A 23,429-nucleotide genomic window follows, 5' to 3' on the forward strand; every position below is an offset into this window, starting at 1 on the left:
CGCGGCGAGCAACATCAAGAGGGCCGGGCTGGTCCTCCGCGACGCCCGCGCGGCGTAGCGAGAAGCCACCCCGTTTACGGGGTGGAGGAGTCACTGACCGATCCCCGGGTTCCGGGTGCCGGGTGTCGCCTGTGAGCTCACGCCTGGGCCCGTGCCTTTCACCCGCACGGATTGCGCGGTGAAGGTGATGGACAGTCTGGTGATGCTGACCCGGGACGACACGGGCCTGGCCAGGGTGAGTTCGCACCTGCCGTCGAAGCAGGCGCGCAGATTCGGACCCGTCGCGGCCGCCGCGCCGGCCACGGGCGTGTGGCCGGCCGGCCCCAGGCCACCGGTGATGCTTGAGCAGAGCATGAGTAAGGCAGCGATCGTGTGGGAATCAGCCGGCCCGCCAGGGTGGGCTCATTCGCCCGATCACTCCTGAGAGCGATGCCCGGCGTCCCGGAATTCGGGGATAGTGGGCGGATGCCGCTGCTGTCGTCGCGCGCGACCGAAGTCGTGATCACCGGTGCGGTGACGGTGGCCACCGTGGGCCCCCTCCTGGTGCCCGAGGCGCGCGCCTGGTGGATCGTGGCGCTGGGCCTGCTGGCCTCGGCGCCGGTGTGGTGGCGGCGCCGAGCGCCGATGGCCACGGCGCTGCTGGTGGGCGCGGCGATGACCGTCATGGTCATGTGGGAGAAGCCGTTCCTGCCGTTCGGGCCGCTCGTGGCCGTGTACACCGTCGCCGAGCTGAGCCCGTTCCGGGTGCGGATGGCCGCCATCCCGATCATCGCCGCCACGGTGGGGGTCTCGCTGGCCCTGCCCGCCGAGGACGACGAGACCATCCGGCTGATCGGGACCGCGTTCGTGGCCGCCTACGCGCTGGGCACCAGCGCCCGCGCCCGCCACTCCCGCATGGCCGAGCTGGCCGAACGGGCCCGCAGGCTGGAGCAGGAGCACATCGCGGCAGTGGCCGGCGAGCGCACCCGCATCGCCCGCGACATCCACGACATCGTGACGCACTCCGTCGGGCTCATGGTCGTGCAGGCCGAGGCGGGGCCGCTGGATCCGGGGCGGGCCGAGGCGGCCTTCGACGCGATCGCCGAGACCGGCAGGGGGGCCCTCGTCGAGCTGCGCGGGCTGCTGACCGCGCTGCGCTCAGCGGACGGCGACCTCGTGGAACCCCGCCTCGACGGCCTGCCGGGACTGCTGGAGCGCACCGGTCTTGAGACCACGCTGACCGTCGAGGGCGATCCGCGACGCGTCACCGGTGGGGTCGAGGCGGCCGCCTACCGCATCGTCCAGGAGGCCCTGACCAACGTGCTCAAGCACGCGGGAACTCCCGCCGCCCATGTGCGGGTGCGGTGGAGCGAGCAGCGGCTGGACATCGAGGTCGCCGACGGGGGCGGCGGGCCGAACGGGCACTCCGGCGGATACGGCCTGGCCGGGATGCGGGAACGCGCCGCCGCGTGCGGCGGCACGCTGCACGCGGGGAGAGGCGACGACGGCGGATTCGTGGTCAGGGCGGCCTTTCCTGTTTGATGGTGATCATGCTGCGTGTGCTCGTCGTCGACGACCAGGATCTCTTCCGGGCGGGCTTCGGCCTGATCCTCGGCTCGCAACCGGACATGGAGGTCGTCGGCGAGGCGGCCGACGGCGAGTCCGCGGTGGCCGCCGCCGTGGAACTGCGGCCCGACGTGGTGGTGATGGACGTACGCATGCCGGGCATGAACGGCATCGAGGCCACCCGGCTGATCTGCGCGGCCACCACGGCCAAGGTCCTGGTGCTGACCATGTTCGACCTGGACGAGTACGTCTACGACGCCGTGCGCGCCGGAGCCAGCGGCTTCCTGCTCAAGGACATCCGCAGGGACGAGCTGGCGGCAGCCGTACGCACCATCGCGGCAGGCGACTCGCTGCTGTCGCCCGCCGCCACCAGACGACTGCTGGAGGACCTGGTCAGACGGCCCAGTCACGATGTCGCGCCGCGCCTGGCGGCCAGGCTGGGCGAGCTGACCCACCGCGAACGCGAGACGCTGCGGCTGGTGGCCCGCGGGCTGTCCAACGCCGAGATCGCCGCCGAGCTGGTCGTCACGGAGCACACGGTCAAGACGCATGTGAGCCGCATGCTGACCAAGCTGGCCCTCCGTGACCGCGTGCAGGCGGTCGCCTTCGCCTACGAGTCCGGCCTCGTCGTCGCCGGTGGGAGTGACTCAGGAGATCACGCCCACGAGTGACGCGCCCGCCGGGGCGTTGTCCAGATCATCGAGGCATGAACAAACTGGCTCCTGTCGCCGCCGCTCCGCTGTCAGCGCTCCTCCTGCATCTGGGGACGGGGCTCCATCCGGTGCCCTGGCTGACCTGGGTGGCGTTCCTGCCGGTCCTGCTCGTGGCGAGCAGGGTGGGCGCCGGTACGGCCTTCGCCTCCGCGTCACTGGCCTGGCTGGGCGGTCAGACGCAGATGTGGTCCTACTACTCCGACACCATCGAGACTCCTTTGGTCGTGACGGCATCCGTCATCATCGGCACGTCGATCGCGTTCGGCCTCATCACCGTGCTCTTCCGCGCCCTCCTGGCCAGAGGGCGCCCGGTCCTCGCGACGCTGGCCGTCCCGGCGGCATGGGTGGCGCTGGAGTACGCGATCTCGCTGTCGGCGCCGCACGGCGCCTGGTGGAGTCTCGCCTACACCCAGACGGACCTGCTGCCCGTGCTGCAGACCGCCGCCCTCACCGGGGTCTGGGGCATCACCTTCCTGCTCCTGCTGCTGCCTGCCACCATCGCCGCCATGCTCGCGCCCGGCGCGCCCGGCAGGCTGCGGGTCGCCGTCACGGCGGGCGCGATCCTGGGCCTGGCGCTCGGCCACGGAGCCTGGCGTTCCATGGCCCCTGTCGACGGCTCCGGCCGGCAGGTCGCGCTCGTCTCCACGGACGACCCGCTCGACCCGGTCGAGCTGAGCTCTCCGCAGGGACGGGAGCTCTCGCGCAGGTACACCTCTGCTGTCGAAGCCGCCGCAGCCGGGGGCGCTCGCGTCGTGATCCTCCCGGAGAAGACCTTCCGCACCGACTCTCCGCTGCCACTGGGCGGGTCCGGTGCGGACGTCGTCGTCGGCGCCGTCCTCGACAAGGGCGACGTGCGGGTCAACGCGGCCCTGGCCTACCCGGTGGAGTACGACAAGCAGCACATGATTCCCGGCCTGGAGTCGGAGTTGACTCCTGGTGAGAGCCTGGCCTTCCTCCCCGGCTCCACATGGGGCCTGATCATCTGCAAGGACCTGGACTTCCCCGAGCTGGTCCGCGACTACCGCGGCAGGGGAGCCACCGCCCTGCTCGCCCCCGCGTGGGACTTCGGCGACGACGCCTGGCTGCACAGCCGGATGGCGATCACCCGCGGCGTCGAGAGCGGCCTGTCGGTCGCCCGGGTCGCCCGCGGGGGACTGCTGGTCGTCAGCGACCCGCGAGGACGGGTCCTGGCCGAGGCACGCAGCGCCAAGGAGATGACCACGGTCACCGCCACACTGCCCGACCGCGCGCGGACCACCCTCTACGGGCGGCTGGGCGACTGGGCGGCCTGGGCCTCGGCCGGGCTGCTGCTCCTGGCACTGGCCGGGCTCAGTCGTGGCGCTCGCCCCTTGCCGCCCTCACGCCGGCTCCTCCACCGTGGGGCCCGCCTTCGCGGTGCTGGTCTGGACCAGTCCGCACACGAAGTGGCGACTGGTATTGACCAGCGGATCGGCTAACTGATCCAATATGGGCGTTTCGGCACGCTATTTGGATTTGGCACCGGTTCGTCCAGGAGGACGTGTGGCCCTCAACCGCCTGTTAGCCGGCGCGATCGCGACGACGCTCTCGCTCCCCGTCATCATCCTGACCAGCTCACCAGCACAGGCGACGTCCGCCACGATCAGCCCGCCGGCTCAGCAGATGGAGAGCCGCGACGACGGCTTCTCCTTGCCCCCGGTGGTCGGACTGGTCCGTACCGGTCAGAGCGATCCGTCCGCGGAAGCCGTGGTTCGTCGCACCCTGGCGGAGGCCGGCGTCAAGCGGGTGCGCGCCACCGATGGCGCCGATCCCGGCATCCCCGTCACCGTATGGCTCGGGGACGGCGCCGCCGCCCTCGACCGCCTGGGCGTCGAGGACGCCGCAGGGCTGCCCGCCGAAGGGTACGTGCTGGCCGCCGGCCGCGACGCGAACGGCCGCAAGCATGTCGTGCTCGACGGCGTCGACGCCGACGGCACCTACTACGCGGCGCTGACCCTCCGGCAACTGGTCCGTGGTCATCACCGCAACGGCCGAGTGCCCGGCGTCGAGGTGCGCGACTGGCCCGGCATGCGTTACCGAGGCTCCGTCGAGGGCTTCTACGGCACGCCCTGGAGCCACGAGGAGCGCCTGGCGCATCTCGACTACCTCGCCGCGCACAAGATGAACACCTACGAGTACGCGCCCAAGGACGACCCCTATCACCGTGAGCGGTGGCGCGAGCCGTACCCGCCGGAGAAGCTGGCCCAGCTCGGCGAGCTCATCACGCGCGCACGAGCAGGCCACGTCGACTTCACCTTCGCCGTCTCCCCGGGACTGTCCGTCTGCTACAGCTCCCAGAGCGACCTGGCGGCGCTGCTGGCCAAGTTCGACGCCCTCCACGCGCTCGGCGGGCGTTCGTTCACCATCGCCCTGGACGACATCGACTCCGGGCGGTGGAACTGCGACGGCGACCGCGCGAAGTACGGCGCGCCCGGAGGAGCGGCGGCGGGCAGGGCACAGAGTGAGCTGGTCAACGCCGCGCAGGCGTGGGCCGCGGCCAAGGGCGACGTCGCGCCCGTGCAGATGGTGCCGACGGAGTACTACAACGCCACCGAGACGGCCTACAAGAAGGCCATCAGGGAGGTCATGAGCCAGGACGTCATCGTCCACTGGACCGGCACCGCCGTCGTACCCGAGAAGATCACCAAGGCGCAGGCGGCCCAGGCGCGGAAGGTCTTCGGGCACCAGATCCTGGTCTGGGACAACTACCCGGTCAACGACTACGCCGGCGGGCGGCTGCTGCTGGCTCCCTACGACGGCCGCGAGCCCGGTCTGTCGGAACACCTGGCCGGCGTCATCTCCAACCCGATGAACCAGGCCGCCGTCAGCCGGATCGCGTTGTACTCCTTCGCCGACTTCGGCTGGCACGACACCGCGTTCAACGCCGAAGAGTCCTGGCTGCGCGCACTGACCGAGGCGGCCGACGGCGACGAGAGCCTGGTGCGCGCCCTCCGCGACTTCGCCGATCTGAACACCTTCGACGGCCGCCTGCACCGCAGGCAGTCGCCTCAGCTGGCCGCCGAGGTGGCCGCGTTCTGGCCCGCGTGGCGCGAGGGGCGGCCGACGACGCTGCGCCGTTACGCCGAGCGCCTGGGCGCCGCCGCCGAACTGATCGACAACAGGCTGCCCGACCGCGCCTTCGTCACCGAGGCCGCGTCCTGGTTGCGGGCGGCCGGGTTGTGGTCGAAGGCCATGGTCAAGGCGCTCGACGTGCTGCGGGCCGTACGGGACGACGACGGCAGGGCGGCCGTGCAGGCCGCAGCCCGGGCGCGCGAGCTCGTCGCCGCCGCCGGCGCCATCCGGGACACGCGCGTCCCGCACGACACCTCGGCTCCGCGCGTCGGGGACGGCGTGCTCGACCGGTTCGTCGCCGACGCGCTCGCCGAGCTGGACCGCTGGATGGGCGTCACCGCCACCAGACCGCGTGCCACCACCAGTCTCGGCACCTACCAGGCCAACACCCCTGACCGGATGGTCGACGGCGACCCGGCCACGTTCTTCTGGAGCAGCAGCTCACCGGGCGCCGGCGACCACGTCACCGTCGACCTCGGCGCTCCGCGCACGATCGGGGACATCATGCTGCTCATGGGCAAGCCGGGCAGCCCGAACGACTACATCCGCGCGGGCGCGCTGGAGACCTCCCGCGACGGCGTCACCTGGACGCGGCTGGCCACCGGCACGACCGCCGAGATCAGGGCCACGGCTCCGGCCGGCACCGTCGCCCGCTACGTGCGCTATCGCGCCACCGCCGCCAACAGCACCTGGCTCGTGGTCAGGGAGTTCACGGTCCAGGTGAGCGAGGACTCGCTCACCACGATCACCGTCACCGGCACCCCGGCGGGCACCGGGCTCGACCTGGCGGCCGATGGCGACCTCGGCACCGCGTACACGGCCGCCACGGCGCCTGCCCGGGGCGACGCGCTGGATGCCACCCTGTCCAGGCCGCGGCTCCTCGACCGGCTGCTGGTCGTCGGCACCGGCTCCGCCCACGTGCAGGTACGCGCCGGCGGCCAGTGGCGGGCGATCGGCCGGCTCTCCGGGCCGTACACGGAGCTCGATCCGCAGGACGCGCAGATCGACGCCGTGCGGCTCGCCTGGGCGCCCGGCGGAGAGCCGCCGCGGATCGCCGAGATCGTCCCGGTGTACGCCGACGGCCCTGTGGCCGCCCTGACCGTGGATCCCGCGGCCCTGGACGCCACCAAGGGCGTCGAGGCCACGGTCAGCGCCGTCCTGACCTCCCAGCAGGCCGTCGATGTCGCCGGAACGCTCCGGATCACCGGGCCGGAGGGCTGGCGGCTGCCCGGGGAGCGGCAGGTGACCGTGCCCCGGGGAGGGGTGCTGGCGCTGCCGGTCGCGTTCACGCCGGCCGCGTCGGGCACCCTGCGGATCGAGTTCGCCCCCGGCCGGGGAGAGCCGGTCGCCGCGGAGGTGACGGTCACCGCGCACCGGCCGGTCGGCGACACCAACGTCGCCCTGAAACGTCCGGTGACCGCGTCCACGGTCGAGGGCGGCACTTCCTTCGCGGCCGCCAACGCGGTGGACGGCGACCGGGCCACTCGCTGGTCGTCCGCGCGGACCGACGGCGAGTGGCTGACGGTGGAGGCGGCCCAACCCGTCGACGTCGGCAAGGTGACGCTGCGCTGGGAGGCCGCGTTCGGTTCGGCATACCGGATCGAGGGCTCGGCGGACGGCACCACGTGGCAGCCGCTGGCCACGGTCTCCAGCGGTGACGGCGGCGTCGACGACCTCTGGATCGACGAGCCGAACCAGACACGGTTCCTGCGCATGCAGGGTGTCAAGCGCAGCACGAGTTTCGGCTACTCGTTGTGGGAGCTGGAGGTGTATCCCGCGTCCTGACCCGGCGACCCGGTCGTTCGCCCGATGGAGCCCCGTTCCCTGAACGGGGCTCCATCGGAACGGCCCCCGGACGGCACGTGAAAAGACCGCTCCCGTGACGACACGGTGGTGCCGGAGGCGGATGCATGGCCAGTCGTTCCGATGATCAGCCGTAGACGTGACAAGTCGTGTTGTATAGCCTTTCTGGAGGTTCTCCCGGGACTCGAGGGGCCTATGAACAGGCTGGCTGATGAGGACTTGGCGCTGCTGCTGCTGATCCGGTCCTTCGAACGGAAGCTGCTCGCGCTCTTCGAGCGGGGCGAGCTCAACGGCACCACCCACACCTGCCTCGGGCAGGAGTACGTTCCCGTCTCCCTGCGCCCGCTGCTGAGCGACGGTGACTGGGTGTTCAGCAACCATCGCGGTCATGGCCACTACCTGGCCCGGTTCGATGACCCCGAAGGGCTGCTCGCCGAGATCATGGGCCGCAAGGGCGCCGTGTGCGACGGCGTGGGGGGCAGCCAGCATCTGCGCCGCGACCGCTACCTGTCGACCGGGGTGCAGGGGCAGAGTCTGCCGGTGGCCGCGGGGGTCGCCCTGCACCTGAAGCGGCACGAGCCCGGCGCGCTCGCCTGCGTGTACATCGGTGACGGGACGTGGGGCGAGGGGGCGGTGTACGAGGCGTTGAACATGGCGGGGCTCTGGCGGCTGCCGCTGCTCGTGGTGGTGGAGCACAACGGCATCGCCCAGTCGACGCCGACCGAGCTCCAGATGGCGGGCACCGTCGCGGGGCGGGCCGCCGCCTTCGGGATCGGGCACACGCGGGTGTCGAGCCTGGATGTCACCGACATACGACGGCGGCTGGCGCCCTTGGCGGAGACCGTCAGGGGTGGCTCGCCGCTGGTGGTGGAGTTCGCCACGCACCGCCTCGGCCCGCACAGCAAAGGTGACGACACCCGCCCCCCGGACGCCGATCGCCCCGACTGGTACGCCTCCTACCAGGCCGAGCACCCCGGCCAGTCGGCCCGGATCGAAGCGGCGGCCCGCTCCCGCATGGACGCGATCGCCGAAGAGGTGGCCGCCCGCCCCCCGGCCGCCTGGACCGCCGCGTGAGGGTGGGCGAGAACCTCAACCAGGCCCTGCACGGCCTGCTCGGCGACGACCCCGGCGTGTACGTGCTCGGCGAGGACCTCCTGGACCCCTACGGCGGCGCCTTCAAGATCACCCGCGGCCTGTCCACCCGCTTCCCCGACCGGGTCCTGACGACGCCGCTCAGCGAGGGCGCGATCGTCGGCGCCGCCTCCGGTCTGGCGCTGGCGGGGGAGAAGGCCATCGTCGAGATCATGTTCGGTGACTTCGCCGCGCTCGCCTTCGACCAGATCGTGAACTTCGCCGGCAAGTCCGTCTCCATGTACGGCCGGCGGGTCCCCATGCCGCTGATCATCCGCTGCCCCTCGGGGGGCAATCGCGGCTACGGCCCCACCCACAGCCAGAACCTGCAGAAGCACTTCATCGGCGTGCCCGGCCTCTCCCTCTTCGAGATGTCGCCGTTCCACGACAACCGCGCCGTGCTCGACCGCATGCTCGCGCTGGAGGAGCCCTGCCTGCTCTTCGAGGACAAGGTCCTCTACACCCGGCGGATGTACGAGGTGGACGAGCTGTTCACCTGGGACCTCGTGCAGGACGTCGCCGTGGTGCGGTTCGACGGCGACCTCGACTACGCGGTGATCGCTCCCGGTGGTGTGGCGCACCGGGCCATCGCCGCCATGCGGACGCTGCTGCTCTCCCACGACCTCGCCGGGGCGGTGCTGGTCCCGTCGCGGCTGTACCCGTTCGACCCCGCCGCGCTGCTGCCGCTGCTCGGTCGGGCGGGACTGATCTGCGTGGCGGAGGACGGCAGCGCGGGCGGCACCTGGGGCGCCCACCTCGCCGCCGACCTGCACACCCGGCTGTGGGACTCGCTCCGGCGGCCGATCCGCCTGGTCAGCTCGGCCGACAGCGTGATCCCCACGGCCGTTCACCTGGAGCGCGACGTGGTGCTGCAGGACAGCACGATCTGCCGGGCCGTACTGGAGGCGCTCGATGGGTGAGATCCGGGTCCCGAAGCTGAACAACAACGACTCGGAGTACACGCTGCTGGAGTGGCTGGCCGAGGACGGCGCGCCGGTGCGGCGGGATGACCCGCTGGTGACGCTGGAGACGTCGAAGACGGTGGACGAGCTGGTCAGCGAGCAGGACGGGGTGCTCACCCAGCTGGTGCGGGCGGGTGCGACGTGCGCCCCCGGCCAGCTGATCGCCCGGGTCGGCCCGGCGCCCGCCGCCCGGCCGAAGCCTGACAGCGAGCCGGAGCCGGAGCCCCAGCCCACCGTGAACGGGCCGATCATCACGGCCCCCGCGCGCGCGTTGCTGGACGAGCTCGGCCTCGACCCCGCGCTGGTGGCAGGGCTGGACGTCAAGGTGGTACGGCGAACCGACGTGGAACGGCTCGCCGCCGAGATCTCCAGCGGCGGCGGGCAGACCCGTGCGCTGTCCAACCATCAACGCGCGGTCGGCCGGACCGTGACCCGGTCGCACCAGACCATCCCCGCCGGATACACCGCGATAAAGGTGGACGTAACTCCCGCCCTGGCGACGGCCCGGACCCTGACCAGGCGTCTACGCAGGCTGGTCGGCCTCCCCGACCTGCTCATCGCCGCCGTCGCCCGGCTGCACGCCGACTTCCCGATGTTCTTCGCCGAGCTCGTCGACGACCGGACCGTCCGCATCCCCGATCGACCGGGCGTAGGGGTGACGATCGACATGGGGACCGGTCTCTACGTGCCGGTGATCCGCGATCGCCTGTCCGTGCCGGACATCGCCGAGCGCCTGGCCGAGTTCCGCAGGCTGGCCCAGCACGGCGGCTTCAGCGAGGAGCACCTCACGGGCGGGAACATCGTCGTCACCCTCCATCACGACGCCGACATCGTCATGGCCGTCCCGATCGTCTTCCCCGGCCAGGCCTGCGCCGTCGCCCTCACCTCGCCACAGCCCGAGGGCGAGCGGACGGTGGCGGCGATCGGCCTGGCCTACGACCACAGGATGATCAACGGCAGGGAGGTCGTCCTGTTCCTTCAGGCGCTGAAGGAGACCCTAGAGCGTTCGTCCCAGGGCCTGTAGCCCGACCAGGTCGTCCGGGGTCGCGTCGGCGCTCCTGTCGAGCAGCCCCGGCAGCCTCGACCGCAGCGCCACCACCGCCACCACGGTGATCGCCAGGGCGAACAGCAGGTACATCAACCCCACCCCCCGCCCGGCGCCGGTCCCGATGAGCGCTCCGACGGTCGGGGCGAGCGCGCCGCCGGGGGCGAGCAGCGGGTCGAAGACCGCCGCGCCGTACGGCGCCACGAGTCCGAAGCCGAGCGGCAGTGTGGACCAGGCGATCAGCGTGTTCAGCGCGAACACCCGCCCGTGGAACCGCTGCGGCACCTTGACCTGCACGATCGTGGCATAGATGCCGTTCAGCAGCGTCACCCAGAGCGACATCCCGAACGCCCCGATCCCGATTGTCACCAGATCCGCCCGCAACCCCGTCACCAGGCAGAACACCGCCAGCGCCAGCGTGCACCACAGCACCGCCCGCATCCGCCCCCGACTCGGGCCGCCCCAGGCCGTCATGGTCAGGCCGGCGACGAAGACCCCCAGCCCGGACACGAACGAGATCCGGCCCACGTCCGTCAGCGTGCCGAAGGAGAGCACCAGCGGCGAGATCAGCAGGAACAGGGGCGACAGGAAGATGTTGAGCACGGCGAAGTAGACCAGCATCTGACGGAACCCCGGGTTCCCCCAGGAGTAGCGGAACCCGGCCGCCATCTCGGCCAGCACCGGCTCCTTCCGGCGCCAGGCCATCGCGGCGGGGAAGCGCACCAGCGACGTCACCACGATCGCGAACACGTAGCTGGCCACGTCGAGCACGAGTATGCCCTCCAGCCCGATCGCGGCCATCAGCCCGACGGCCGCGAGGGGGACGAGCAGCTGCGTCATGCCGCCGGCCATCTGGACGATGCCGTTGGCGTGCCCGAGGTAACGCTTGGGGACGAGTTGCGGCACGGCCGAGGTGTAGGCCAGCCGCTGGAAGGTGAGCGCCACGGACAGCACCGCGAGGAGGGGGTAGACGTGCCAGGTCTGCAGGTTGCCCGTCCAGAGGAGTGCCCCGAAGACGAGCTGGGCGCCGACGGCGGCGGCGTCACCGCCGAGCATGACGGCCCGCCGGTTCCCCCGGTCGACGATCGCGCCCGCCAGCGGGGCGACGACCATCCCCGGCAGCAGCCCGATCACGGAGAGCACGGCGAACTGGGCCAGCGAGCCCGTGGTCAGATAGATCCAGATGGGGATGGCGAACCCGGTCAGCGCCGACCCCAGGAGGGACACCAGCTGACCGGTGGCGACGGCCGTGAACCGCTTCATGCTCGGCTGCGGCCCGGCCGGGGCGACCCGCTCCCCGGCCCGCGACACCTCCCGCAGCCGCCAGCTGGCTCCGCCTGGAGGACTGGGGTCCTCCAGGGCGAGATGCGTGCGGGTGACGATCTCGGCGAGCTCAGCCGCCCGATATTTCAGGAAAAAATGGCCCGCCTCGTCCAGCTCCACCACGGCGGCCGTGGGCGTGAGGAAGTGCCACTCGCGGTATCGCTCCTCGAAGTACTCGGTCGCCGGGTCGTGCTCTCCCGCCACGCTGATGATCGGCGCCCGCAACCGCTCCACCGAGCTCTCGAACAGCCCGGTGAAATACTCCTCGGCGGCCTCGCTGTCGCGCCGCATGTTCCTGATGATGTGCCGGGCCTGTCCCGGCTCCAGGTCGCCCATGTCCAGACCCATGGACGTCAGCCAGTTGACGTAGCCGCGGTCGCCGCGCAGGAACTCACGCCTGGCCAGCTTGGCCAGCGCCGCCATGGGCCCGTTCCCCGGGCGGGCGAACGGGAAGATCGCCCCGATGTAGACCGCTTCGAGCTCGCGTCCCGCAGCCTCCAGCCGGCGCGCGATCTCGACGATCAGGGCCGACCCCACGCCGCAGTGCCCGTACAACGCGACGGGCCCGCGGACCTTCTCCTGGATCTCGCTCACGCACCTGCCCGCCACCTCCTCCAGCGGCAGCCGCTCCTCGTCCAGGCCGACATCGTGCCCGGGGATGGCCAGCGACCACAGGGCGTGCGTCTCCGGCAGGGCGTCCGCCAGCGGCTGATAGACCACCGCCGCGCCTCCGCCGTACGGCACGCACACGTACGTGAGCTCGGGAGGAGAGGGACGGCGAGGCGTCAGCTCGTGCAGGAGCCCGCGCGACGCGGTGGCGGTTCCGTCGACCAGCGCGGCCAGCCCGCGGATGGTCGGATGCTTGAACAGGTCCACCACGGCGATGGGCGCCGCGCCGGGCGGCGACACCCTGCGCAACCTGGCCACCACCTTGATCGCCAGCAGGGAGTGTCCGCCGACGTCGAAGAAGTCGTCATCGATCCCGAAGGCCGCGTCGGAGTCCAGCACCTCGGCCCAGACCGACGCGACCAGGTGCTCGGCCTCCGTGCCCGGCGGGACGCGCTCGCCCGCTCCCACGCCCGCCGCCGACGCCGGGGCGGGGAGGCGGCGACGGTCCACCTTGCCGTTGGCCGTCAAGGGTAAGTGGGGGAGGGGGATGAAGCGGGTGGGGATCATGTACGCGGGCAGGGTCTCGGCGAGGTGGCCGCGGAGGCGTACCGGGTCCAGGGACTCGCCCACCACGTACGCCACCAGCTCGGCCCGGGTGCCCGAGCCGTGGGTGGTGACCACGCACTCGGCCACGTCCGGATGGCGGGCGAGATGGGTCTCGATCTCGCCCGGTTCGACGCGGTAGCCGCGGATCTTCACCTGCGCGTCGGCGCGGCCGAGGAACTCGATCGTGCCGTCCGGGGCGTAGCGGCCCAGGTCGCCCGTCCGGTAGAGGCGCTCGCCGGTACGCGGGTGGGGGACGAAGGCGGCGGCGGTCCGGTCCGGGTCGCGCCAGTAGCCGGTGGCCACGCCCGCTCCGCCGATGTAGAGGTCGCCGGGCACGCCCACGGGCACGTCGCACAGGCCGCGGTCCAGGATGTGGAAGGACTGGTTGGCCAGCGGACGGCCGTAGGGGATCGACGACCATCCCGGGTCCACCTCGCCGATCGGGTGGAAGATGGACCAGATCGAGCCTTCGGTGGCGCCGCCCAGGCTGACGATCTCGGCCTTCGGGGCCAGGGCACGGAGGCGGCCGGGGAGGGTCAGCGGGATCCAGTCGCCGGACAGCATCACCAGGCGCAGCGAGCTCAGGTCGGTGCCTTCGTGCTCGGCGTGGTCGACCAGGAGCTCCATGAGGGCGGGAACCGAGTTCCACACGGTGACGCGGTGCTCGCTGACCAGGCGGGCCCAGGCGGCGGGGTCCTTGTCGGCCGACGGCTCGCCCATGACTAGGGTCGCCCCGGCGGCCAGGGCGCCGTGGACGTCGTACACGGAGAGGTCGAAGCTCAGGGCCGACAGGGCGAGGACCCGGTCGGCGGGGCCGACGCGGAACCGGTGGTTGATGTCGCGCACGGTGTTGAGTGCGGCCCGGTGCTCGATCATCACGCCTTTCGGCGCGCCGGTCGAACCCGACGTGAAGATTACGTAGGCGAGGTCGCCGGGGGACGCCGGGCTCTCGGGGGGCGCGCCGCCCACCGCGGCCTGGGAGGCGGTGGGGCGGGTCACCGTCACCCGGGTCACGTCGGCGGGCCAGGTCAGCTCCAGCCGCGGCTGGGTCACCGCGACGCGGCACCCGCCGCGCGCCATCAGCTCGAAGCGCCGCCGGTCCGGCAGGTCCGCGTCGATCGGCAGGTACGCCGCTCCGGCCCGGCCGATGGCCAGCACCGCGACGACCTGCTCCCACCCCCGCTCCATCACGACCGCCACCAGCTCCCCGCGCCGCACGCCCGCCGACGTCAGCTCGGCGGCCAGCAGCGCGGCCCGCCGGTCCAGCTCCGCGTACGTGATCGCGCCGCCCGGGTGGTCCACCGCGACGGCGTCGGGCGCGTCCGGCACCCGCTCCTCGAACGGGCGGTGCAGCAGGCCGGCCGGGCCGAGATCGAGCCCGGTGTCGTTCCACCGCTCCCGTTCCGCCCGTTCCGGAGCCGTGAGCAGCTCGATCGTGGAGACGGGGGCCGACGGGTCGGCCGCGATCCCGTCGAGCATGGCGGCGAGATGCCCGGCCATGCGCGCGATCCGCTCGGCCGAGAACAGCGCGACGTTGTAGACGAACAGGAACGAACCATCGCCACCGGTGTACAGCTCCAGATCGAACCGCGTGGCCCACACTCCCGGCGAGAACCCCTCGACCTCCGGCCCGCCGGCGGACGACGGCTCGCCGCCGTAGTTCTGCATCGCGAACAGGACCTGGAACAGCGGCGACCGCGACACCTCGCGCGGCACGTTCAGCTCCGACACCAGCCGCTCGAACGGCAGCTCCTGATGCGCGTAGGCGTCCATGGACATGTCCCGCACCCGGTGCACCAGCTCCAGGAACGACGGGTCGCCCGACAGGTCCACGCGCATGGCCAGCATGTTGATGAAGCAGCCGACGAGCCCGTCCAGCTCCGGCAGCGACCGCCCGGCCACCGGGGAGCCCACCGCCACGTCCTCCTGCCCGGCGTAGCGGCCGAGCAGCGCCGCGAAGGCCGCCAGCAGCACCATGTACGGCGTGGCGCCGTGCTCCCGCCCGAGCCGCTCCAGCCGCGTCATCAGGGCGGGGTCCACCTGGAAGGGGTGTGCCGCGCCGAGGTAGGTCAGCTCGGGCGGCCGGGGGAAGTCCGTGGGCAGCTCCAGCGGCGGCAGGCCGGCCAGCCGCTCGCGCCAGTAGGCCACGTCGTCCGCGCCGCCGGGCCGCTCGCGCTGCCAGGCGGCGAAGTCCCCGTAGGTGACGGGCAGGTCGGGCAGCGGGTCCCCGCCGTAGCAGGTCAGGAGCTCGCGGAGCAGGACGTTCGCGGACCAGCCGTCGGCTGCGATGTGGTGGACGGCGATGGCCAGCACGTGGTCGTCGGCCGCCAGCCGTACCAGCAGGGCTCTGATCACCGGCCCGGTCACCAGGTCGAACGGCTCGGCGAGGAAGCGGTCGACCAGAGCCCGCGCCTCGTCGGTGGAGCCCCCGGTGGTGGAGACAACGGTGGAGGAGGCGAGGTCGGCGACGGTGAACGGCACCGTGACGGCGGCCGGGACCGTCACCGTGGGCTGCCCGTCGTCACCGACCGGGAAGCGGGTCCTCAGCGGCTGGTGGCGTGCGACGACCCGGTTCAGCGCATCGCCGAGCAGGTCCGCGGAGAGCGGGCCGCGCAGCCGCCGGACGAACGGGATCGTGTGCGCGGGGTTGCCCGGCGCGTACTGTTCCATGAACCACAGCCGCTCCTGCGCGTAGGACAGCGGCGGCGCCTGCCCCTCCGGCAGCGCCGGGATCGTCGCGACGCTTCTGCGCCGCCGCAACCGCTGGGTCACCAGCGCCCGCTGGGCCTCGGTCAGCTCGCTCACGCCGTGTCCTCCGGGTCCAGCATGCTCAGCGCCTGTTCGTCGGACAGCCCGGCCACCTCCGCCAGCAACGCCTCCTCGACGGCGCGCGCCAGGTCGGCGACGGTCCGGCGGGCGAACAGCGTACGGATCGGCAGGTCCACCCCCGCGATCGCCCGGAGCCGGGCGGCCACTCTGATGGCGAGCAGCGAGTGCCCGCCGAGCGCGAAGAAGTCGTCGAACGCGCCGATCTTGTCCGCGCCGAGCACCTCCGCCCAGACGTCGGCGACCAGCTCCTCCGCGTCCGACCGCGGCGGCGTGGCCTCCTCCTGGCCCGCGGCGCGGCCCGGCTCGGGCAGCGCGCCGCGGTCGAGCTTGCCGTTCGCGGTGAGCGGCAGCGCGTCGAGGACGACCCAGCGGGTGGGGACCATGTACGGCGGAAGCCGCCCGGCCACGTGCCGGTCCAGTTCGGCCGCCTCGCCCACCACATAGGCGACGAGCTCGCCGTCCCTGGCGGCCACCGCGACCTGCCGCACGTCCGGATGCGTGAGCAGGCAGTGCTCGACCTCGCCCGGCTCGATGCGGAAGCCCCGCACCTTGACCTGCTCGTCCATGCGTCCGAGGAACTCCAGCAGGCCGTCGGGGCGCAGCCGGACCCGGTCACCGGTGCGGAAGTACCGGCCCCCGTCGGGGAGCCGGACGAAGCGCCGGGCCGTCAGCTCCGGCAGGCCGAGATAGCCGCGGGCGACGCCCGCGCCGCCGATGTACAGCTCGCCGGGGGCGCCGGGCGGGGTGGGCGCGCCGTGGGCGTCGAGGACCCGGATGGTGGTGGCCTCGATCGGGCGGCCGATCGGCGGGTGCGGGCCGTCGCCTTCCTGGCGCCCGCCCGCCAGGTCGGCGGCGGTCGCGACGATCGTGGTCTCGGTGGGGCCGTACGTGTTGACCAGCCGCACCCGGTCGCCGAACCGTCCGCGCCAACGGGCCAGCGCGGTGGCGCTCACCTGCTCGCCGCCGATGACGACCAGGCGCAGGGCGGCCGGCCAGGCGATCTCGTCGATCAGGTCCACGAGCTGGTGGAAGTACGCCGTCGGGAGGTCGAGCACAGTGATGCCCGGGCGTGCGGCGAGCAGGTCGGGGAGGGTGGCGCCGCCGTCGGGGACGAGCACGACCGTGGCGCCGGTGCTCAGAGCGGGGTAGAGCTCCTCGGCGTGGGTGTCGAAGCTCAGGGAGGCCAGCTGGACCACCTGGTCACCGGGCCGCAGGCCGTACTCGCGGCGCATCCACCGGACCCGGGCGGCCAGGCCGGCGTGCTCGACCGCCACCCCCTTGGGGGTGCCGGTGGAGCCGGAGGTGAAGATGACGTACGCGAGGCCGGGCTCCTGGCCGCCGGGGCGACCGTCGGGGACGAGCTGACCGGGGGGACGCCGGTCCGTGCCGGAGGCGGACAGGCCGCCTGAGACGCGCAGGCCGTCGGAGACGGTCAGGCGGGCGCCGCTCGTGGCGATCATGTGCTGGTGGCGTGCGACCGGATCGGCGGGGTCGAGGGGCAGGTAGGCGGCTCCGGCGCGCCAGACGGCCAGCATCGCCACCACGGCGTCGACCGACCGGCCGAGACGGAGGCCGACCACGTCACCGGGCCCCGCGCCGTGCCCCGTCAGCTCGACGGCCAGCCGGGACACCCGCTCGGCCAGCTCGCCGTAGGTCACGCTCTCGGCCCCGCAGACGACGGCCGGCTCGTGGGAGTGGACGGCGAACGCTTCCGCGATCATCTCCCGCACGTCGACGCCCGGCACGTCCACGCCCACCACGGGGCTCCCGTCGCCGCCCGCCGAGGCGATCAGCTCCGAGTCGGCGGCGGTGAGCATCGGCAGGCTCGACAGGCGGGCATGACGGTGGTCCGGGTCGGCGATGCCGCGTAACAGCACCGCGAACCGGTCGGCCAGCCCCGCCACCGTCTCCGGGTCGAACAGCCCCGCGTCGTACCCGAACGCCACCCGCAGCCGCCCCGGCGCCCGCCAGGCCTCCACCACCAGATCGAACTTGGCCTGACGGTAACCGTCGTCGAAGTACGCCATCTCCAGCTCGTCGCCGAGCCGATCCTGCTCACCGTCCGCCGTCTGGCTGTTCAGCGTCAGCATGGTCTGGAACATCGGCTTCCTGGTGATGTCCCGCTCGATGTCCAGGTCCGCCAGCAGCCGCTCGAACGGCACGTCCTGGTGCGCCATCGCGTCCAGCACCGTCCTTCGCGTCCTGGCCAGCAGCTCGTCCAGCGTGGGATCGCCCGACAGGTCACCGCGCAGCACCAGGGTGGTGCTGAGATAGCCGACGATCGGCTCCAGCTCCACCCGGTCCCGCCCGGCGGTGGGCGAGCCCACCAGGACGTCCGTCTGACCGGTGTGCCGCGCCAGCAGCACCTGGTACGCCGCCAGCAGCACCATGAACAGCGTGCTGCGCTGCCGCCGCGCCGTCGCCTCCAGCGCCTTGGCCAGATCGCCGGGGATGTCCAGCAGGTGGAAGTCACCGCGCGCGGGACCCGGCGTGTGCGGACGGTCGGTGTGCAGCGCCAGCGTGGGCGGGTCGGCGAGCCCTTCCCGCCAGTACTCCAGCGCCGCGGTCCCGTCCTGCTCCCGCTGCCACCGCGCGACGTCCCCGTGCTGGACGGTCAGCGGCGCCAGGCCCCCGGTCCCGCCCGACCGGGCTTCGGCGTACAGGACGGCCAGGTCGTTCAGCAGGACGGTGATCGACCAGCCGTCGGCGATGATGTGGTGGAGCACCACGCACAGCACGTGATCGTCGTCGCTCAGCCGGATCAGCGTGATCCGCAGCGGCGGCGCCGTACCGAGGTCCATGGGGGCGTTGGTGCGGGCGGCGACCCACGCGCGGGCCTCCGCCTCGTCACGCGCGTCTAGCCGTTCGACATCCGCGGGCGCGGCGCGCTCGACGACGGCGACCGGCCGCCCGTCCACCTCGGGAAAGCGGGTGCGCAGCGACTCGTGCCTGGCGAGCAGCGCGGTCAGCGCCCGCCGCAGTGCCTCGGGGTCGAGCGGGCCGCGGAGCCTGCGCACGACGTACATGTTGTACGAGGCGTCGCCCGGATCGAGCCGGTGCAGGAACCACAGCCGTTCCTGGGCGGCCGAGAGCGGGGGCAGCGTGCCGGGCGGGCGCGGGGCCGGGGGGCGGCCGGGTTCGGCGGGCAGGCCCTCCAGCGTCGCCGCGAACCCCGCCACGGTCGGATGCCCGAACAACGTCCGCAGCGGCACCGTCGTCCCCGCGGCCTCCAGCCTGGCGATGACCTGGGTGGCCAGCAGCGAGTGCCCGCCGAGGGCGAAGAAGTCGTCGTCCGCGCCGATGTCGCCGATCCTGAGCACGTCGCCGAAGATCTTGGCCACCTGCCGCTCGCGGACGGTGCGCGGCCTGCCTCCCCTGCCCGCGACCGGCCCCTGCGGCTCGGGCAGCGACCGCCGGTCGACCTTGCCGTTGGGCGTCATCGGCAGTGCGTCGAGCACCACCACGGCTCGGGGCACCATGAAGGAGGGCAGCCATCCGGCCGCGTGTTCGAGCAGGCCGGCGGGGTGGCCCGGGGGAGCGGCGGTCCGGGCGGCAGGCGTGGTCACCACGTAGGCGACCAGTTCGTCCTCGCGGACGACGACGGCCGCCTGCCGCACGTCCGGATGCGACTCCAGGGCGGTCTCGACCTCGCCCAGCTCGATCCGGTGTCCGCGCAGCTTCACCTGGCCGTCGTCGCGGCCGAGGAACTCCAGGTCGCCGTCGCCGAGCCACCTGACCCGGTCGCCGGTCCGGTAGAGCCCGTCCGCGAAGCGCTCGGTGGTCAGCTCCGGCCTGCCCAGGTAGCCGAGCGCGAGCCCGGCCCCGCCGATCGCCAGCTCGCCGGGCACGCCGATCGGCGCCGGCGCGCCGGCGCCGTCGAGCACGTGGACGTGGGTGTTGGCGATCGGCCGTCCGATGCTCACCCGGCCGGGCTCGGCGGGGACCTCCCAGGCGGTGGACCAGATCGTGGTCTCCGTCGGGCCGTACATGTTGAACAGCCGGGCCACCCTCCGCCGCAGCCGCCTGGCCAGCGCGAGCGGCAGCGCCTCGCCACCCGCCAGCGCCACCAGCCCGGAGGCGTCGAGTCCGGCGGACAGCAGCATGTTCCAGCCCGACGGGGTGGCCTGCACATGCGTGACGCCCGACGCGGTGATCAGCCCGGCCAGCGCGGCGCCGTCGCGCACGGTCTCGTCACCGGCCAGCACCAGCCGCCCGCCGGTCACCAGCGGCAGATAGAGCTCCAGCCCCGCGATGTCGAAGGAGAGGGAGGTGCTGCCCAGCCACACGTCCGCCGGTCCGGCCCCGAGCAGGTGCTCCATCCCGGCCAGCAGGTTCACCAGCGCCGAGTGGGGCACGGCCACCCCTTTGGGGCGGCCGGTCGAACCGGAGGTGTAGAGCACATAGGCGGCCGACCCGCCGGTGGTGGGTCCAGGGGAAGCGGGCCCGGGGGAGGCGGCCTGGGGTGGGACGTCGTCGTCCAGGACGAGCCGGGCTCCCGAGTCCGCCAGCACATAGTCCACCCGGCTCGCCGGAAGCGCCGGGTCGATCGGCAGGTAGGCGGCTCCCGTCAGCATCACGCCGAGCAGCGTCCCGGGCAGCTCCGCCGACCGCCGTACGCGGACGGCCACCACGGCTCCGGGCCCCGCGCCCCGGGCCCGCAGCTCGTCCGCGACCCGCAGGGCCTGGGCGGCGAGCGTGGCGTAGGAGACGTGGTGGTCGCCGTACGAGACGGCGGTCGCGTCCGGACGCAGCCGGGCCTGCCGCATGACCAGGTCCGCCACGGTCGCGGCCGGCAGCTCGAGGGACGGGCCGTGCGAGGCCCGGTCGAGCAGCGCGCGCTCAGCCGCGGGCAGCAGGTCCAGCTCCGAGAGCCGGGCCTCGGGAGCGGCGGCGATCGAGGCCAGCAAGGTCAGGAAGCGGGCCGCGAGCCGGGTCACCGTCTCCCGGTCGAACAGCTCGGTGCTGTAGAAGAACGCCCCGTGCCAGCCCCCGCCCGACGGCCAGAGATCCATCCGCAGGTCCACCATGGCCGGAGGCGCCCCGTGCGGGAACGGCAGGCTCTCCATCCCGGCGAACGACTCCGCCTCGTCGTAGCCGACCGCGGAGTTGTGCAGCGCCAGCATCGCCTGGAACAGCGGCGTACGCGACAGGTCGCGCTCGATGTCGAGCGCGGACAGCACCCGCTCGATCGGCACCTCGCGGTGCGCCATCGCCTCCAGCACGGTACGGCGGGTACGGCGCAGCAGCTCGGTGAACGACGGATCGCCTGAGAGGTCACCCCGGAGCACCAGCGTGGAGGCGAACAGCCCGACCATCGGCTCCAGCTCCGGCCGATCGCGGCCGGCGGTGGGCGAGCCGACCACGATGTCGTCCTGCCCGGCATGCCGGGCCAGCAGCACCTGGTACGCGGCCAGCAGCACCATGAACAGCGTCGAGCGCTCGGCCCTGGCCAGCCGCGACAGCGCGCCGGCGAGCTCGGGCGGCAGGTCGAAGCCCACGTCGTCGCCCGCGCTGCTCCGCCGGGCGGGCCGCGGCCGGTCCGTGGGCAGCTCCAGCGGCGTCGCCCCGGCGAGCCGGCCCGTCCAGTAGCCGATGTCGGCGCCGGCGTCGTGGAGCCGCTGGGCGTCGGCGTACTCGGCGTAGCGGACGGGCAGGCCGGGGAGGGAGACCGGTGCGCCTTCGGTGCGGGCGAGGTAGAAGGCGGCCAGATCGTTCATCAGCACGTTCAGGGACCAGCCGTCGCCGATGATGTGGTGCAGCACCACGCACAGCACGTGGTCGTCGTCGGCCAGCCGGACCAGCGTGATCCGCAGGGGTGGGGCGGAGGCCAGGTCGAAGGGCGCGTTGACGCGCTCACCGAGCAGCCGCGCGACCTCGTCGAGCACGGGCTGATCAAGCACGGGCTGATCAAGCACGGGCCCTTCCGGGGCCGGCCGCTCGAACGCCATGAGCTCCACCGGGACCGGCCCCGGCGGGTCGACCACCGCGACCGGCAGCCCGTCCTGGTCGGGGAACCTCGTGCGCAACGACTCGTGCCGCTCCACGACATCCGCGAACGCCCCCGTCAGCGCCTCGACGTCGAGCGTCCCCCGCAGCCGCCGCACCACCGCGACCCGGTAGGCCGCGTCGGACGGGTCGAGCCGCTGGAGGAACCAGAGCCGCTCCTGGCCCAGGGAGATCATGGCCGCAGCCCGTCGATGGCCGCGGCCACCCCGGTGATCGTCGGATCGTCGAGGAACACGTCGAACGGCACCTCCACCCCGAGCCGTTTCCTGATCCGCGCGCTGATCTGCGTGATGGTCAGGGAATGCCCGCCGAGGTCGTAGAGGTCCTCGTCCGGCGCGATGTGGTCCATCCGCAGGACCTCCATCCAGATCAGCCGCACCTGCTCGATCAGCTCCCCCTCGACGAGCTCCCCCTCGACGAGCTCCCCCTCGACGAGCTCCCTCTCGCCGAGCTCCCTCTCGCCGAGCTCCCCCTCGACGAGCTGCCCCTCCACGAGCTCGGCGCCGGCTTCGGCGTGCGCGGCCCCGGCGGCGGGCGTGGCCGGGGAGGCCGCCGGCGGGTCGGTCACGGGGGCGCCGGGGAGCGGCAGGTCGGCGAGCCGCACCTCCGGATCGGCGGAGACCGCGCGCAGCACCGCCGACAGGTGGTCCGCGGCCAGCTCGACGTCCCGCCGGGAGATCACGTCCGGGCTGTGGTGCAGCGTCAGGAGCAGGCCGTCGTCGCCGTCGACGGCCTGGAGATGGAGCGCGTTCCTGACCATGTGGTTGGACATCTTCCACTCCACCGACAGGCTCAGCCCGGGGAAGACCTGGTCGGGCGCGCGCCGCCGGTAGCTGATGGACACCGGCGCGAGCGCCGCCCTCGGCTTGATGCCGCCCACCGCCCTGGCCACCGGCACCTCGCGGAAGGCGTTGAGCTCGCGCAGCTCGTCCCTGATGCCCAGGGCCAGCTCCCGGAAGGAGCCTCCGGGCGGGAACGACGAGAACACCGGCAGCTCGGTGGCGAACAGGCCGATGTGGTCCCGGGTCTCGGCGGTCCTGGTCGACATGGACACGGCCACGGACGTGTCGGCGTTGCCGTACCGGTGGAGAAGGGCGTGCACGGCGGCGAGGAACACCTGGAACCTGGTCAACCCGGGCAGGTCGGGAAGGTCGTGAGTCAGGTCGCGCAGCACGGTCTCGCCGCGCCCGGCCAGTCGCGGCGTCCTGGTCACCCCGTTGATCACGACGTGCGGCACCTCGCGCCACCGCGCCCGCCAGTACGCCTGCGCCTCCGGCGAGGGCTTCTCCGCCGTCCCGTACGGCATGGGCAGCGGCGGGAAGGGGGCTCCGGAGTAGGCGGCGGCGAGATCCCGTACGAGCAGGTCCTTCGACATGCCGTCGAAGACGAGATGATGACCCACGAACAGCAGCAGGTGCCGGGACGGCGACATCTCCACCAGCGTGAACCGGGCCAGCGGCCCGGCGGACAGCTCGAACGGCAGCGCGATCTCCCGCTCGATCAGGGGATGGGGGTCCGGCTCCACGACGAACGCGATCGGCGGGGCGCCGGCGGCGGGCACCAGGTGCAGCGAGCCGTCACGCTCCTCGAAGGCGCAGCTCAGCACCGGGTGCCGCGCGACCACCGCCCGGCACGCCGCCAGCATCGCCTCCCGGTCCAGCGGGCCGTCGAACCACAGGGCGAAGGGCATGTGGTACGCCGTGCCGGTGCCGTGCATCACCTCCGTGATCCACATGCCGTGCTGCGCCTGCGACGCCAGGACCATGT

General features: G+C 72.9%; 10 protein-coding genes. 7 read left to right on the forward strand and 3 right to left on the reverse strand.

The window, feature by feature from the left end; genetic code table 11:
- Nucleotides 1-465: 465 nt before the first annotated feature.
- From AB0H64_RS40620 to AB0H64_RS40650, 7 genes are all read left to right on the forward strand, one after another.
- Nucleotides 466-1,521, forward strand: coding sequence for a histidine kinase (locus tag AB0H64_RS40620; RefSeq protein ID WP_357636037.1), 1,056 nt, complete (start codon nucleotides 466-468; stop codon nucleotides 1,519-1,521).
- Between the two features lie 8 nt (nucleotides 1,522-1,529).
- On the forward strand, nucleotides 1,530-2,216 hold the full coding sequence (locus AB0H64_RS40625) for a response regulator transcription factor (protein ID WP_357636039.1): 687 nt from the start codon (nucleotides 1,530-1,532) through the stop codon (nucleotides 2,214-2,216).
- A gap of 35 nt (nucleotides 2,217-2,251) precedes the next feature.
- A complete protein-coding gene (locus tag AB0H64_RS40630; protein ID WP_357636041.1) occupies nucleotides 2,252-3,715 on the forward strand; it encodes a nitrilase-related carbon-nitrogen hydrolase in 1,464 nt (487 codons plus the stop codon).
- A 64-nt stretch (nucleotides 3,716-3,779) separates the two neighbouring features.
- Entirely contained in the window at nucleotides 3,780-7,133 is a 3,354-nt protein-coding gene (locus AB0H64_RS40635) for a beta-N-acetylglucosaminidase domain-containing protein (RefSeq protein ID WP_357636043.1), read from the forward strand.
- Between the two features lie 213 nt (nucleotides 7,134-7,346).
- Nucleotides 7,347-8,225, forward strand: coding sequence for a thiamine pyrophosphate-dependent dehydrogenase E1 component subunit alpha (locus AB0H64_RS40640; RefSeq protein WP_357636046.1), 879 nt, complete (start codon nucleotides 7,347-7,349; stop codon nucleotides 8,223-8,225).
- Nucleotides 8,222-9,202 (forward strand): transketolase C-terminal domain-containing protein, encoded by a 981-nt coding sequence (locus AB0H64_RS40645; RefSeq protein ID WP_357636049.1) that lies wholly within the window; start codon nucleotides 8,222-8,224, stop codon nucleotides 9,200-9,202. Before AB0H64_RS40640 ends, AB0H64_RS40645 begins: the two co-directional genes overlap by 4 nt.
- A complete protein-coding gene (locus AB0H64_RS40650) occupies nucleotides 9,195-10,268 on the forward strand; it encodes a 2-oxo acid dehydrogenase subunit E2 (RefSeq protein WP_357636052.1) in 1,074 nt (357 codons plus the stop codon). The genes AB0H64_RS40645 and AB0H64_RS40650 overlap by 8 nt, the downstream gene beginning before the upstream one ends.
- Here AB0H64_RS40650 and AB0H64_RS40655 read toward each other — a convergent pair.
- From AB0H64_RS40655 to AB0H64_RS40665, 3 genes are read right to left on the reverse strand one after another with little or no spacing between them, the layout of a single operon-like run.
- A complete protein-coding gene (locus tag AB0H64_RS40655; RefSeq protein ID WP_357636055.1) occupies nucleotides 10,242-15,632 on the reverse strand; it encodes an amino acid adenylation domain-containing protein in 5,391 nt (1,796 codons plus the stop codon). The two genes, AB0H64_RS40650 and AB0H64_RS40655, sit on opposite strands and share 27 nt — an antisense overlap.
- Nucleotides 15,629-21,838 carry an amino acid adenylation domain-containing protein gene (locus AB0H64_RS40660; RefSeq protein ID WP_357636057.1) on the reverse strand — a complete coding sequence of 2,070 codons (6,210 nt, stop codon included), beginning with the start codon at nucleotides 21,836-21,838 and terminating at the stop codon, nucleotides 15,629-15,631. Before AB0H64_RS40660 ends, AB0H64_RS40655 begins: the two co-directional genes overlap by 4 nt.
- Nucleotides 21,835-23,427: a condensation domain-containing protein gene (locus AB0H64_RS40665; protein WP_357636060.1), complete on the reverse strand. Its 1,593-nt coding sequence runs from the start codon at nucleotides 23,425-23,427 to the stop codon at nucleotides 21,835-21,837. Before AB0H64_RS40665 ends, AB0H64_RS40660 begins: the two co-directional genes overlap by 4 nt.
- Between the last annotated feature and the right edge of the window lie 2 nt (nucleotides 23,428-23,429).

This window comes from Nonomuraea sp. NPDC050733 (assembly GCF_040654215.1).
GTDB lineage: Bacteria > Actinomycetota > Actinomycetes > Streptosporangiales > Streptosporangiaceae > Nonomuraea.

What these genes read in the sequence shown, in the direction of transcription:
- AB0H64_RS40620 (WP_357636037.1), top strand. Translation starts at nt 466, where the DNA reads ATGCCGCTGCTGTCGTCGCGCGCGACCGAAGTCGTGATCACCGGTGCG.
- AB0H64_RS40625 (WP_357636039.1), top strand. Translation starts at nt 1,530, where the DNA reads ATGCTGCGTGTGCTCGTCGTCGACGACCAGGATCTCTTCCGGGCGGGC.
- AB0H64_RS40630 (WP_357636041.1), top strand. Translation starts at nt 2,252, where the DNA reads ATGAACAAACTGGCTCCTGTCGCCGCCGCTCCGCTGTCAGCGCTCCTC.
- AB0H64_RS40640 (WP_357636046.1), top strand. Translation starts at nt 7,347, where the DNA reads ATGAACAGGCTGGCTGATGAGGACTTGGCGCTGCTGCTGCTGATCCGG.
- AB0H64_RS40650 (WP_357636052.1), top strand. Translation starts at nt 9,195, where the DNA reads ATGGGTGAGATCCGGGTCCCGAAGCTGAACAACAACGACTCGGAGTAC.
- AB0H64_RS40660 (WP_357636057.1), bottom strand. Translation starts at nt 21,838, where the DNA reads ATGATCTCCCTGGGCCAGGAGCGGCTCTGGTTCCTCCAGCGGCTCGAC.
- AB0H64_RS40665 (WP_357636060.1), bottom strand. Translation starts at nt 23,427, where the DNA reads ATGGTCCTGGCGTCGCAGGCGCAGCACGGCATGTGGATCACGGAGGTG.